Annotated in this window: 7 protein-coding genes; 2 read left to right on the forward strand and 5 right to left on the reverse strand. The window is 72.0% G+C overall.

The features are described 5' to 3' along the window. Positions 1–193: 193 nt before the first annotated feature. Positions 194–1741, forward strand: coding sequence for a GMC family oxidoreductase (locus EDD40_RS35295; protein WP_123746750.1), 1548 nt, complete (start codon positions 194–196; stop codon positions 1739–1741). 68 nt (positions 1742–1809) lie between these two features. Here the strand turns inward: EDD40_RS35295 and EDD40_RS35300 are convergent, their stop codons facing one another. The 5 genes from EDD40_RS35300 to EDD40_RS35320 form a co-directional block, all read right to left on the reverse strand. Next, entirely contained in the window at positions 1810–2679 is an 870-nt protein-coding gene (locus EDD40_RS35300) for an SDR family oxidoreductase (protein WP_123746751.1), read from the reverse strand. Further along, positions 2676–3281 carry a carboxymuconolactone decarboxylase family protein gene (locus EDD40_RS35305; RefSeq protein WP_123746752.1) on the reverse strand — a complete coding sequence of 202 codons (606 nt, stop codon included), beginning with the start codon at positions 3279–3281 and terminating at the stop codon, positions 2676–2678. The genes EDD40_RS35300 and EDD40_RS35305 overlap by 4 nt, the downstream gene beginning before the upstream one ends. 7 nt (positions 3282–3288) lie before the next feature. Continuing rightward, complete coding sequence (locus tag EDD40_RS35310) at positions 3289–4608, reverse strand: ABC1 kinase family protein (RefSeq protein WP_123746753.1); 1320 nt, start codon at positions 4606–4608, stop codon at positions 3289–3291. Positions 4609–4869: 261 nt separating this feature from the next. After that, positions 4870–5934: a cobalamin-independent methionine synthase II family protein gene (locus EDD40_RS35315; protein ID WP_123746754.1), complete on the reverse strand. Its 1065-nt coding sequence runs from the start codon at positions 5932–5934 to the stop codon at positions 4870–4872. A gap of 25 nt (positions 5935–5959) precedes the next feature. Further along, entirely contained in the window at positions 5960–6901 is a 942-nt protein-coding gene (locus EDD40_RS35320; protein ID WP_123748531.1) for a hypothetical protein, read from the reverse strand. Between the two features lie 480 nt (positions 6902–7381). On the opposite strand from EDD40_RS35320, the gene EDD40_RS35325 reads away from it, so the two are divergent. Beyond that, positions 7382–13168: a type I polyketide synthase gene (locus EDD40_RS35325; RefSeq protein WP_123746755.1), complete on the forward strand. Its 5787-nt coding sequence runs from the start codon at positions 7382–7384 to the stop codon at positions 13166–13168. Position 13169: the final 1 nt, after the last annotated feature.

Here is a 13169-nt window from a genome sequence, read left to right on the forward strand (position 1 = left end):
CCGGTGCGAGGCGCATTCCCGGGCGCTTTTCGACCGGTGAAACCGAGTGTTCCTCCACTCGGTCGGGCGGGGTCGACGGCGGCGCGCACGCCGGGCAACGCGCGAGTAGCAAGGTCATCGCGGCCGGTGCGAGGCTCGGCGGGTGGGTCGCAGAACCCTGCGCCCGAAGCGCCCAATCTTTCGAGGACTGCTTATGACGGCTCAATATGACGACATCATCGTCGGCGCCGGGTCGGCCGGTGCGGCGCTCGCGGCCCGGCTGACCGAGGATCCCGCGCGACGCGTGCTGCTCCTGGAGGGCGGCCCGGACTACGTCGAGCCGGAGGATCTGCCGGAGGAGATCTTCTACGGCCGCGCCATGTCGTTCGACGGCAATGACTGGACCTTCCGGGCGGACGTCCACGACGGTCGCCGGATCCGCTTCCCCCGCGGCAAGCTCGCCGGCGGTTCGTCGGCGGTCGGCGCGACGGTGGGTCTGCGCGGTGTCGCGGAGGACTACGACGACTGGGCCGCCGCCGGGAACCCCGGGTGGTCCTACGAGGAGGTGCTGCCGTACTTCCGCAAGCTGGAGAACGACTACGACTTCGGCGACAGCGAGTTCCACGGCGGCGGCGGGCCGATGCCGATCCGCCGGTGGCGGCCGGAGGAGCTGTCGCCGGGGCAGACGGCGTTCGTCGAGGCCTGCCTGGCGGCGGGTTTCCCGGAGGTCAAGGACCACAACCACCCCGACGCGACCGGTGTCGGCTCGATCCCGTCCACCCGGCACGACCCGGTGCACCGGGCCACCACCGGCACGACGTACCTGCGGTTGATCCGGCAGCGGCCGAACCTGGAGATCAGGGCCGAGACGTCGGTCGACCGGGTGGTGTTCGACGGCGCGAAGGCGATCGGGGTCATGGCGGCGGCGAAGGGCGGCTCCTACGAGCTCGTCGAGGGCCGCCGGGTCATCCTGGCCACCGGCGCGGTCGCGTCGCCGATGATCCTGCTGCGCTCCGGCATCGGCCCGGCCGAGGACCTGCGCCGGCTGGGCATCGACGTCCGCGCGGACCTGTCGGGCGTCGGCGGCAACCTGGTCGACCACCAGCGGACCGGCGCGTTCCTGGTGCCGCAGCCGGGGGTGATCGACCCGACCGAGGCGTTCCTCCAGCAGATCCTGCGCACCACGTCCCCGGTGACCGGCGAGTTCAACGACCTGCAGTACTACATGGTCAACCACTTCTCGCTGGCGCACTTCCCGGAGTTGCAGATGCTGGCGGGCGCGACCGAGATCCTCGGCGTGATGGTGGTGTCGCAGCGCCCCGGTTCCCGCGGCCGGATCACGCTGCCCTCCGCCGACCCCGCGGCCCAGCCGACGATCGTGCTGAACTTCCTCGACGACGAGCGCGAGATGGACATCCTCGTCGACGGCGTCCGCACGGCGTGGAAGCTGGCGCACCACCCGGACATCATGAAGCTCGGCCAGGGCTTCGTGGTGCTGCGGGACGCCATGATCGACAACGACGACATGGTGCGGCAGTACGTGAAGACCAGTCTGGACAGCGCCTACCACCCGGTCGGCACGGTCCGGATGGGACCGGCCTCGGACCCGGACTCGGTCGTGGACGAGCGGGGCGCGGTGCACGGCATCGAGTCCCTGTACGTCGCCGACTCGTCCATCATGCCGAGCACGGTGCGCGCCAACACCAACCTGACCTCGATCATGATCGGGGAGCGGATGGCGGCCTGGCTGCGTGAGGGCTGAGACCACCACGACGGAAGCGGCTCCGGACCTTCTCGGTCCGGAGCCGCTTGCGTCGTGCGGTGCAGTCGTCACGGCTGCGGGAAGAACTTGGTGACGAACACCTCCCAGGCCCGGTCGCCGAAGATCGCGCGCTGCGGCTTGAGCAGGTGGGTCGGCAGGCCGAGCCGGTAGCGGATCCTCGGGTTGGGGTCCGTGATGGCCTTCTCGATGGTCTCCGCGACCTTGCCGGAGCGCACCGCCGTGCGACCGCGGCCCTTGGGCTTGTCGACCTCGCGGTAGGCGCCGTGCCAGACGACGAAGCGCTCCCAGAAGTCGGCGTACAGGTCGCTGTCGGTGTCCAGCCCGAGGTCGCCGACCGTGGTCGGCACGAACGAGCCGAGGATCGGCGACGGCTCGATGATCGACACCTTGATGTCCCACGGCTTCACCTCCAGCCGCAGCGAGTCGCTGATGGCCTCCAGGGCGTGCTTGGTCGCCTGGTAGTAGCCGCGGCCGGGGGTGGCGAACAGGCCGAAGATCGACGACATCATGATGATCCGGCCGGAGCGCTGCTCGCGCATGCCGGGCAGCACCAGCTGCGTCATCCGGGACAGCCCGAAGAAGTTCGTCTCGAACTGCCGGCGCACCTGGTCGATCGGCGTCTCGCCGATCGTGCCGTTGAGGCTGTAGGCGGCGTTGTTCACCAGGACCCCGACCGCGCCGTGGTCCTCGGTGATCCGCTCCACCGCGGCCACCATCGACTCCTCGTCGGTGACGTCCACCTGGAGCGTGGTGATGCCCTCCTCGGCGAGGTCCTTCAGCCCGTCGAGGTCGCGCCCGGTGGCGTACACCGGCCAGCCGGCGCGGTGCAGGCGCAGCGCGGTGGCGCGGCCGGTGCCGGAGGAGAGCCCGCCCGAGGAGTTGACGCCGGTGATGAGGACCGCGCGGGACGCCGTCACGCGTCGCCTCCGGTCGGGACCTCCTGCTGCGACACCCGGCTCGCCGCCACCGAGAAGCCCAGGCCCAGCCCGTCCACCATGCGAGTGATGAAGTTGAACATGCCGGCGATGAAGAAGCCCTCCAGCAGCTCCTCCGACGTCCAGCCGGCGTCGGTGGCCAGCTTCCAGTCGACGTCGGTGATCTTGTACGCCTCCTTGCTGAGCTTGGTGAGCAGGCGCAGCAGGACCTTGTGCTTCTCGTCCACCGGCAGGTCCTCGACGGACTCGGCGGACTCCACGGCCTGCGCGGTCTCCTGGGGGCCGCCGAAGGCCTGGAAGAAGAAGTTGTGCGTGCCGACGCAGTAGGGGCACTGGTTGACCTTCGACGTCCACGCCGCGATCAGCTCGCGCGTCTGCCGGGGCATGATGCCGGTGATGAACATGCCCTTGTAGCCGGCGACCACCCCTTCGAGGAGGTCCGGCCGGGTGGACAGCAGGCGGAACATGTCCGGCACGAACGGCAGGTTGGTGTTGCTCTTGATGTCGGCGTACAGCTCGGCGAGGCGGCCTTCGGCCTGACCCTCGTCGACCAGCGGGACCCGGACGTGGGTGGTTGCGTCCATGCTCGACTCACCTTTCAACAGCGGATGGGGCGTCACGAGGGATGTTGCGTCGGCGCAGCACCGGGATGGCCTCGGCCTGGAAGTCGAGGTCGGAGTCGAAGCCCTTGATCATGCCCTCGATGACCAGCAGCGAGAGCAGGGGGAAGGCGAACTCCGGCGCGGGGAACAGGCCGAAGCGGCGTTGCAGGTCGAACAGCCGGCCGGCGAAGGTGGCCAGGTCGAAGTCGCCGGACTTCGCGCCCGACGTCTCCGCCACCAGCTCGCCGAGCGCGGCGCGGAAGCCCTCCAGGTCGCAGTCGTCGGCGATCTCGGCGGCGCTCTCGATGACGATCTGGGCGCACATCCAGCCGTCGCCCATCGCCATGTTGATGAAGAAGTCCGCGAACGACCGGCGCACCGGGTCGGGCAGCTGGATGACGAAGCCGGCGTCCAGCATCACCAGGTCGGCGTTGAGGTCGAAGTACAGGTTGCCGGGGTGCAGGTCGCAGTGCACGAAGCCGTCGATGAACAGCATCTCGTAGACCGTGCCGAGCACGGCCCGCTGCACCGAGCGCCTGGTGTCGAGGTCCAGCTCGCCCGGCTCGAACCGCCTGAGGTCGCTGATGAACTCCATGACCACGGTCTCGGGCGTGCACAGCTCCGGCAGCGGCGCCGGGATGGTCACGGTGCGGGAGCCGCCCTCCAGGTTGGCCCGCAACGCGGTCAGCGACGCCGCCTCGGCCGCGAAGTCGAGCTGCCGCAGGATCGCGCCGCCGACCTGCCCGTGCATGAGCTTGAACGGCATCTTGCGCAGCTTGGGCAGCATGCCCATCAGGCTCATCGCCGAGGAGGTCAGGGTGAAGTCCTGCCACATCACGCGCTCGATGCCGGGACGGCGCACCTTGACCGCGACGTGCCTGCCGTCCAGCGTCACGGCCTCGTGGACCGTCGCGATGCTGCCGGAGGCGACCGGTTCCCAGTCGAACTCCCGGAACGGCCACGGCCGGTCGCGGTAGGCGTGCCGGACGGCGCGCTCGATCCGCCGCCTGCGCGGGGGCGAGGCGCCGTCGGTGAGCCGGCCCAGCGGGGTGGTCACCTCCTCCGGCAGCAGGTCGCGCCGGGTGCTCAGCAGTTGGCCGATCTTGATGTAGGACGGCCCGAGGCGGGTCAGCATCCGGACCCACCGGTCGCCGTCGCGCAGGCCGCGCCCGTCCTTCGAGCGCCGGAACCGCGCGCCGAGCGCCGACCCGGCGATGAGCAGGCCGTAGCAGAACACGATGGCGCCCACCCACGCGCAGCGCAGGACCAGCCCGGGCAGCCGCACCAGGCGGCCAGTGGTCTTGGTCATCCTCGCCCCCGTCGTGCGATTCGGCCGGGCGGCACGACGCCGCCCGCCTGCGATCGTCTCGGCGCCGGTGACGCGCCGCCTACTCCCTCCGTGCCTTGCGGGCCCGAAAGGAAATGCATTTATGCATTACAGCGTTACGGGACCGCTTTCCTCTTCTCGCACGTTGCTGTTCCCGCGTTGTCGGCGCGCACGAGGACGCGGGCACGACGACGCCGGGGCGACCGCGAAATCGCGGCCGCCCCGGCGTCGGTCGACAACGGGTCAGATCCCCAGGGCCGCCTCGGCGAGCCTGGTGCCCTCGACGCGCGCGGCGATCTTGGCGAACGCCGTGTCGCGCGAGGTGGAGGTGTCGTCGGCGAACGGGGCGAAACCGCAGTCGTCGCAGGTGCCCAGCCGCTCGACGGGGAGGAACTCGGCCGCCTCCAGCACGCGGTCGCGCACCTCCTCGGCCGTCTCGACCCGCGGGTCGATCGGGTCGGTGACGCCGATGAAGACCCGCGCGTCGGCGGGCAGGTGCTCCTTGATGATCCCCAGCACCCGACGGCGGTCGGGCTCGCTGGCCAGCTGCACGTAGAACCGGCCCGCCTTGATCCGGAACAGGTCCGGCAGCAGGTCGGCGTAGTCGACGTCCGCGCTGTGCGTGGAGTCCTGGTCGCCGCCGGGGCACGTGTGCAGGCCGATCCTGGCCCGGTCCTCGGCGGAGAACCGCTCCAGCACCGCGTTGTTGAGCGCCACGAAGTCGCGCAGCAGCCCGCCCGACGGGTCGAGCTTGAGCGACAGCCGCCCCTCGGTGAAGTCCAGCTGCACCACGGCCGCCCCCGCGTCGAGGCAGGCGCGGATGTCGGCCTCGGTCTCGTTGACGAGGTCCGCGACGAACTCGTCGCGCGAGTAGCCGTCGATCCCGTCGGCCGGGTAGAGCAGGGCCAGCGCCGACGGCGCGATCACCGGCTGCTTCACCGGCAGCGCCGTGAGCCGCTGCGCGGCGCGCAGCAGGTCCACGGCGTGCGCGGAGTAGCGGAACGGCCCGCTCGTGAGCACGGGCAGCTCACGGGTGTGGCCGTCGGCGAACGGCACGACCGCGCCGCCCGCCGCCAGGTCGGGGATGCCCGCCACCGGGTAGGTCAGGAAGCTCGGCTTGTCCTGCTCGCCGTCGGTGACCACCGGCGAACCGGTGGCCTCGAACCGGCTGACCGTGTCCGCTAACGCCTGGTCCGTCAGCGCGCGCAGCGCAGCGGCGTCGATGCGGCCCTCCGCGTGGTCCTGGAAGCCCTTGAGGAGCTCCGCGGGACGCGGGACGCTGCCGATCGGCTCGGTCGGTATGCCCATGGTGTGCTTGTTCCCCTCGACGTGATCAGGCCCAAGGCGCGGTCGGGTACCACGGGATGATCTCCCGCCGCGCCAGCATCCTGATGTCCCAGTACATGAAGGTGAAGACACCGGCGATGATCAGCGCGGCCGCCGTCACAGCGGCGATCCGGCTCGGCTTCGCGGAGAGCCACCGCTGCAAACGGCCGCCGGTGAAGTACGCCAGCGCGAGGAACAGTAGGGCCATGATGACGATGTTGCCTACCGACTGAAGGGTGAACGCCGCGGCGCCGTACAGGGGGTTGTGGCTCTCCGCCGCGTCGCGGAACATCTGCCGGAACAGCCCGAACGGGCGACCGATGAGGAACCCGGCGATCAGCACGCCCATGAACACCATCGGGGCGTTCGGGAACCGCTTGGCGATCTTGCGGAACGGGTCGCGCACGTAGCCGAGCGCGGCGAGCCCCAGGTAGACCATGACGAGCCCGATGACGCCGAACACGATCAGCGACTGGATGCTGCGGCTGCTCAGGGTGCCGGGCTGGTTCGCCGCGGTGGCGAACTGGGGCATCCTCGTGCCGACGATCCCGACCAGCACCCCGTAGAGGGCGGACACCGGGATCATGCCGACGGCCAGCCACCCGACCGGCTTGAGCGTCGCGGCCAGCTTCGACCAGCGCGACCCGGAGGCGCCGAGCATCGGCGCGACCGCGCCGAACGCGGCGATGTTGCACGCGGTGAAGGTGCCCGCGATGCCGCTGACGAAGGCGAACGCGATGCCCGCCGCGATGCCCTGGATCGGGGTCTCCTTGGCGTCGTGGCCGAGCAGGGTGTTGGCCACGCTGTCACCGATGGTCGAGTCGACGAACTGCGCCGACCACACCACGGTCAGCAGGAAGCCCGCGATCGAGCTGAGCACGAGGATGAGCCCGCGCCTGCGCGGGAAGTGGCCGTTGACGAACGACGACGTGGCCACGGTCGTCGTCACGGGCTCCCGCCGGACGAGTCTGTTGGTTCCGGTGCGCGCCATGTGTTCCCTCTCCGGAGCAATGCCGATCGGCCGATGTGCGCCCCTTCGCGGCGTCGTTTCGGGGCCCGCAAAGCATCCCAGCGTTATGTCTCGGGTGCTTCTTCCGGTGTGCGCACCTGGTGGGCCGAACGGTCCACGTCGGGTGGCATACGGCGACGCGATCAGCCGAGTCCGCAGGTCTCCGGGCCGGCGGGGCGCGCGGGTGTCCGGTCGGGCGGCGCCCGCGGGTGACCCGGCGGTCACCCGCGGAATTCAAATCACGCTGTTATGGAAAAGCGCAGGTCAGCAGGGCAAAATCGGAGAAGCAGGGTCGTCGGGCGGTCGTGCAGTCTTACGTTGCGCACATTTACGAAGTGTCACGGGTGTTTTTGTCTTTCCGTGCACGGCAGATTTCTCGGACCATCCAGAACCCCCGATGTCCTCAAAGACGGTGAAAGCATGAGCAGTGAGCGGATCGCAATCGTCGGCATCGGCCTGCGCTACCCCGATGCCGGTTCAACCGGGGAACTGTGGGAGAACGTCCTGGCCGGTCGTCGGGCCTTCCGCAGGCTGCCCGACGAGCGGATGAACCAGGCGGACTACTACTCCCCCGACCCCGAAGCACCGGACCGCTTCTACACCACGAAGGCGGCGGTGCTGCGCGACTTCGAGTTCGACCGCGTTCGCTACCGCGTCGCGGGCAGCACGTTCCGCTCCACCGACCTGACGCACTGGCTGGCGCTCGACGTGACCTCCCAGGCGCTGGCCGACGCGGGTTTCCCCGACGGCGAGGGCCTGCCGAAGCGGACGACCGGCGTGGTGCTGGGCAACAGCCTCACCGGTGAGTTCTCCCGGGCGAACGTCATGCGGCTGCGCTGGCCGTACGTGCGGCGCACCGTCGCCGCGGCGCTGACCGGCAAGGGCTGGCCCGAGGACGAGATCGCGGGCTTCCTCAGCCAGCTGGAAGTGGACTACAAGGCCCCGTTCCCGGAGATCAACGAGGACACCCTGGCGGGTGGTCTGGCCAACACCATCGCCGGCCGCATCTGCAACTACTTCGACCTGCGCGGCGGCGGCTACACCGTCGACGGCGCGTGCTCCTCGTCGTTGCTGTCGGTCGCCACGGCCGCCAAGTCGCTCGTCGAGGGCGACATGGACGTCGCCATCGCGGGCGGCGTCGACCTGTCGATCGACCCGTTCGAGGTCATCGGCTTCGCCAAGACCGGCGCGCTGGCCAAGCGCGTGATGAAGGTCTACGACAAGGACTCCAACGGCTTCTGGCCGGGCGAGGGCGCCGGGTCGCTCGTGCTGATGCGCGAGGAGGACGCCCTGGCCAAGGGCGCGCGGATCTACGCGACCATCGCCGGCTGGGGCGTCTCGTCGGACGGCAAGGGCGGCATCACCCGCCCCGAGGCCGACGGCCACCGCCTGGCCCTGCACCGCGCCTACGGCCGCGCGGGCTACGGCCTGGAGTCGGTGTCCTACTTCGAGGGCCACGGCACCGGCACGGCGCTGGGCGACGAGACGGAGATCGAGGCGCTGTCCTCGGCCCGCCGCACCGCCGACCCGAACGCCCGGCCCGCCGCGCTGAGCACCGTCAAGGGCAACTTCGGGCACACCAAGGCCGCGGCGGGGGTCGCCGGACTGATCAAGGCGGCCCTCGCCGTGCACCACCAGGTCATCCCGCCGGGCACGGGCCACTACGACCCGCACCCGAAGCTGACCGCCGACGACGCGGTGATGTACGTGCCGATGGAGGCCGAGCTGTGGCCGGACGACCAGCCGGTGCGCGCCGGCGTGTCGGCCATGGGCTTCGGCGGCATCAACACCCACATCGCCTTGGAGGCCTCGCCCGACGCGCCGCGCCGCGAGCAGCTCGACGTCCGCACGAAGGCGCTGGTCGCCGGTCGCCAGGACGCCGAGGTGCTGCTGTTCGACGCGCCCGACCGCACGACGCTGAAGGACCGCGTCGCCGAGGTCGCCGCCCTGCTGCCGAAGCTGGCGTTCGCCGAGCTGGGCGACCTGGCGGCGGCGCTGTCGGCCCGGCTGAGCGGCGCCTCGCTGCGCGGCGCCGTCGTGGCCCGCACGCCCGAGGAGGCCGAGCGCAAGGTCGAGCGGCTGATGGTCGCGGTGAGCGAGGGCGCCACGCTGTTCGACGCCAACGACGGCGTGTTCCTGGACGACCGGACCACGGCGCCGCGCCTGGCGTTCCTGTTCCCGGGCCAGGGCTCCGGTCGGGGTGCGGTCGGCGCCATCCGCCGCCGCTTCCCGGTCGCCGAGGAGGTCTTCCGGACCGCCGGCCTGCCCACCGACGGCGACCAGGTCGCCACCGAGGTGGCGCAGCCGCGCATCGTCGCCGGGTCGCTGGCCGCGCTGAACGTGCTGCGGGAGCTGGGCATCGAGGCGCACACGGCCGTCGGGCACAGCCTCGGCGAGCTGTCCGCGGTGCACTGGGGCGGCGCGCTCAGCGCCAACCGGGTGCTGTCGCTGGCCGCCGAGCGCGGTCGCGTCATGGCGAGCGCGAGCAAGGGCGGCGGCGCGATGGCCGGCCTGGGCACGACGCCCGAGCGGGCGCTCGAGCTGGCGGCCGGCGAGGACGTCGTCATCGCCGGGTACAACGGTCCCGCGCAGACCGTGCTGTCCGGCCCGGCCGAGGCCGTGGACCGGGTGTGCGCGGTGGCCCGGGCCGAGGGCGTGCAGGCGACCCGCATCAACGTCTCCCACGCGTTCCACTCGCCGCTGGTGTCGCCGGCGTCGGCGGCCATGGCGGAGCGGCTGGTCGACTTCGACTTCGGCCGGCTGATCCGCCCGGTGCACTCGACCGTCACCGGCGAGGTGCTGGAGGCGGGCGCCGACCTGCGCGAGCTGCTGCGCGACCAGATCACCCTCCCGGTCCGGTTCCACGAGGCCGCCGCCAAGGCCGCCGCCGTGACCGACCTGGTCGTCGAGGTGGGCCCCGGCCGCGTCCTCACCGGCCTGCTGGAGGAGATCGCGCCCGACAAGCCCGCGCTCTCCGTCGACACCGACAGCGGCTCGCTCACGTCGCTGCTGACCGTCGTCGCCGCCGCGCACGTGCTCGGCGCGCCGGTCCGCACCGAGGTCCTGTTCAGCGACCGGGTCCTGCGCGACCTGCCGCTGGACGGCACGATGACGTTCCTGGCGAGCCCCTGCGAGACGGCGCCCGCGCTGGACTCGAGCCTGCGCTCGGCCGAGCGGAACGCCTCCGCCGCGGCCAGGGCGGCCAAGCCCGAGACGGCCGCCGGCTCCGACGGCGAGTCCACGCTGGAACTGCTGCGCCGCCTGGCCGCGCAGCGCGTGGAGCTGCCGCTGGACGCCATCACCGCGGACACCCACCCGCTGGACGACCTGCACCTGAGCTCCATCACGGTCGGCCAGCTGGTCAACGAGGTCACCCGCAGCCTCGGCCGCCCGGCCCTGGAGGGCACGACCAACTTCGCCACCGTGCGGATGGGCGAGCTGGCCGACCTGATCGACAACCTGGCCGAGACGGCGCACCCCGACGAGCGCGACAACGGCGAGGTGCCGGGCGTCGCGCCGTGGGTGCGGCCGTTCCTGGTCGAGCACGTCGAGCGCGAGCTCGTCGCGGCGACACCCGGGGCGGTGGGGGAGTGGACCGTGTACGCCCCCGAAGGCCACCCGCTGGCCGAGCCGCTGAAGGCCGGCCTGCCCGGCGACGGCGTGCTCCTGCTGCTGCCGCCGGAGGGCGGCGACGCGCACGTCGGCCTGTTCCTCGAGGCCGCGCACGACGTGCTGGCGTCCGGCCGCAGGCTCGCGGTCGTGCAGCACAAGCTGGGCGCGTCGGGCCTGGCCCGCACGCTGCACCTGGAGGCGCCGCACATCCCGGTGACCCTGGTCGACCTCGCGCCCGGGCTGACCGGGTCGGAGGCCGAGGTGGTGCGCCGGGTGGCGGCCGAGGTCGCGGCCACGACCGGCTTCTCGCAGGTCCGGTACGACGCCGACGGCGTGCGGACCGTGCCGGTGCTGCGCGCGGTGTCCGGCCGGGTGGCGCCCGCTCCTGCGCAGGGGACTCCGCTCGACTCGGACGACGTGCTGCTGGTGACCGGCGGCGGCAAGGGCATCACGGCCGAGTGCGCCATCGCGATGGCCACCGACTCGGGCGCGTCCCTGGCGCTGATCGGCCGGGCCGACCCGGCCGCCGACCCCGAGCTGGCGGCCAACCTCGCCCGGATGACCGCGGCGGGCATCAAGCACCGCTACGAGCGGGCCGACGTGACCTCCGCCGAGCAGATCGCCGTCGCGGTCGCCAAGTTCCGCGCCGAGCTGGGCGAGGTGACCGCCGTGCTGCACGGCGCGGGCCGCAACGAGCCCAAGGCGCTGACCGGACTGTCCGAACAGGACTTCCACGCGACGCTGGCGCCGAAGATCGCCGGTCTCACCGCGGTGCTCGACGCCGTGGACCAGGACCGGATCAAGCTCCTGGTCACGTTCGGCAGCATCATCGGCCGGGCGGGATTGCGCGGCGAGGCGCACTACTCGACCGCCAACGACTGGATGAGCGAGCTGACCGTCGACTTCGGCGTGAAGCACCCCGGCGCCAGGGTCCTGGCGCTGGAGTGGTCCGTCTGGTCCGGCGCCGGCATGGGCGAGCGGCTGGGCGTGGTCGAGGCGCTGATGCGCGACGGCATCACGCCGATCTCCACCGACGCGGGCATCGCGGTGCTCCGCGAGGTGCTGGCCGACCCGACCGTGGGCCCCGTGCTCGTGGTCTCCGGCCGCGCGGCGGGCCTGCCCACGCTGGAGATGTCCCGCACCGAGCTGCCGCTGGCCAGGTTCGTGGACCGCGTCCTGGTCCACTACCCGGCGGTGGAGCTGGTCACCGAGGCCGACCTGTCCGACGGCAGCGACCCGTACCTGGGCGACCACCTCCTCGAAGGCGACCTGCTGTTCCCGGCGGTCATCGGCATGGAGGCGATGACCCAGGTGGCCAGTGCCCTCACCGGGCACGACTCGCCGCCGCTGCTGGAGGACGTGGAGTTCCTGCGGCCGGTGGTCGTGCGGCCGGGGGGCTCGCTGACGGTGCGCATCGCCGCGCTCGCCCGCGACGCCGAGACGGTGGACGTGGCGATCCGGGCCGAGGACACCGGGTTCTCCGCCGACCACTTCCGGGCCCGGCTGCGGTTCCCGCGGCCGGCGATCCCCGGCGACGTGGTCGACGGCGACCCCGTGCTGCCGCTGGTGCCGGTCGACCCGGTCACCGAGCTGTACGGCAGCGTCCTGTTCCAGGGCAAGCGGTTCCAGCGGTTGCAGGGCTACCGGCGGGCGAGCGCCCGGCACGCGGTGGCCGAGGTCGCCACGACGTCCGTGGCCACCTGGTTCGCCCCGTTCCTGCCGCAGGACCGGATGCTGGCCGACCCGGGCACGCGGGACGTGATGATGCACGCCATCCAGTGCTGCGTCCCCGACGCCACGCTGCTGCCGCAGAGCGTGGAGCGGCTCTACCTGGCCGCGCCGGTCGACCAGCTGGCCCAGTACGTGGTGCTGGACGCCCGCGAGCGGTCGCAGGACGGCGACAGCTACACCTACGACCTCGACGTGCGCGACCCCGAGGGCCGGCTCGTCGAGCGGTGGGAGGGCCTGGTGCTGCGGGCCGTGCGCAAGCGCGACGGCGCGGGACCGTGGACGCCGACCATGCTCGGCTCCTACCTGGAGCGCTCGCTGGAGCGGGTCCTGGGCGGCAGCCGCGCGATCGTGGTCGAGCCCGACCCGACCGACGCCTCGCCGGAGCACCGGGCGCAGACCGCGCTCGCGCTCAGCCGGGCGCTGGACCGCCCCGTCGAGGTGCGCTACCGCCCCGACGGCAAGCCCGAGGTCGACGGGGCCGAGGTGTCCGCTTCGCACAGCGCGGGCGTCACGTTCGCCGCGGCGGCGCCGGGCGGCACGCTCGGCGTGGACGTCGAGGAGGCCGTCGGCCGGTCCGAAGAGGACTGGGCGGGGCTGCTCGGCGACGACCTGATCGCCGTGCGCGACCTGCTCGCCTCCGAGGTGGGCGAGACGGCGGCCATCGCCGGCACCCGCGTGTGGAGTGCCCTGGAGTGCCTGCGCAAGACCGGTTCCACCACGCAGGCGCTGACCGTCGACCGGGTCCACCCGGACGGCTGGGCCGTGCTGTCGACCGGCGACGCCAAGGTCGCCACCTGGGTGACCACCGTCGTCGACCGGGCCGAGCCGGTGGTGTTCGCGGTGCTCGTGGGCAAGGAGGGCTGAC

This window comes from Saccharothrix texasensis (assembly GCF_003752005.1).
Classification (GTDB): Bacteria; Actinomycetota; Actinomycetes; order Mycobacteriales; family Pseudonocardiaceae; genus Actinosynnema; species Actinosynnema texasense.

Coding starts and splice junctions, on each gene's coding strand:
- EDD40_RS35325 (WP_123746755.1), top strand. CDS start 7,382: ATGAGCAGTGAGCGGATCGCAATCGTCGGCATCGGCCTGCGCTACCCC.
- EDD40_RS35315 (WP_123746754.1), bottom strand. CDS start 5,934: ATGGGCATACCGACCGAGCCGATCGGCAGCGTCCCGCGTCCCGCGGAG.
- EDD40_RS35295 (WP_123746750.1), top strand. CDS start 194: ATGACGGCTCAATATGACGACATCATCGTCGGCGCCGGGTCGGCCGGT.
- EDD40_RS35305 (WP_123746752.1), bottom strand. CDS start 3,281: ATGGACGCAACCACCCACGTCCGGGTCCCGCTGGTCGACGAGGGTCAG.
- EDD40_RS35310 (WP_123746753.1), bottom strand. CDS start 4,608: ATGACCAAGACCACTGGCCGCCTGGTGCGGCTGCCCGGGCTGGTCCTG.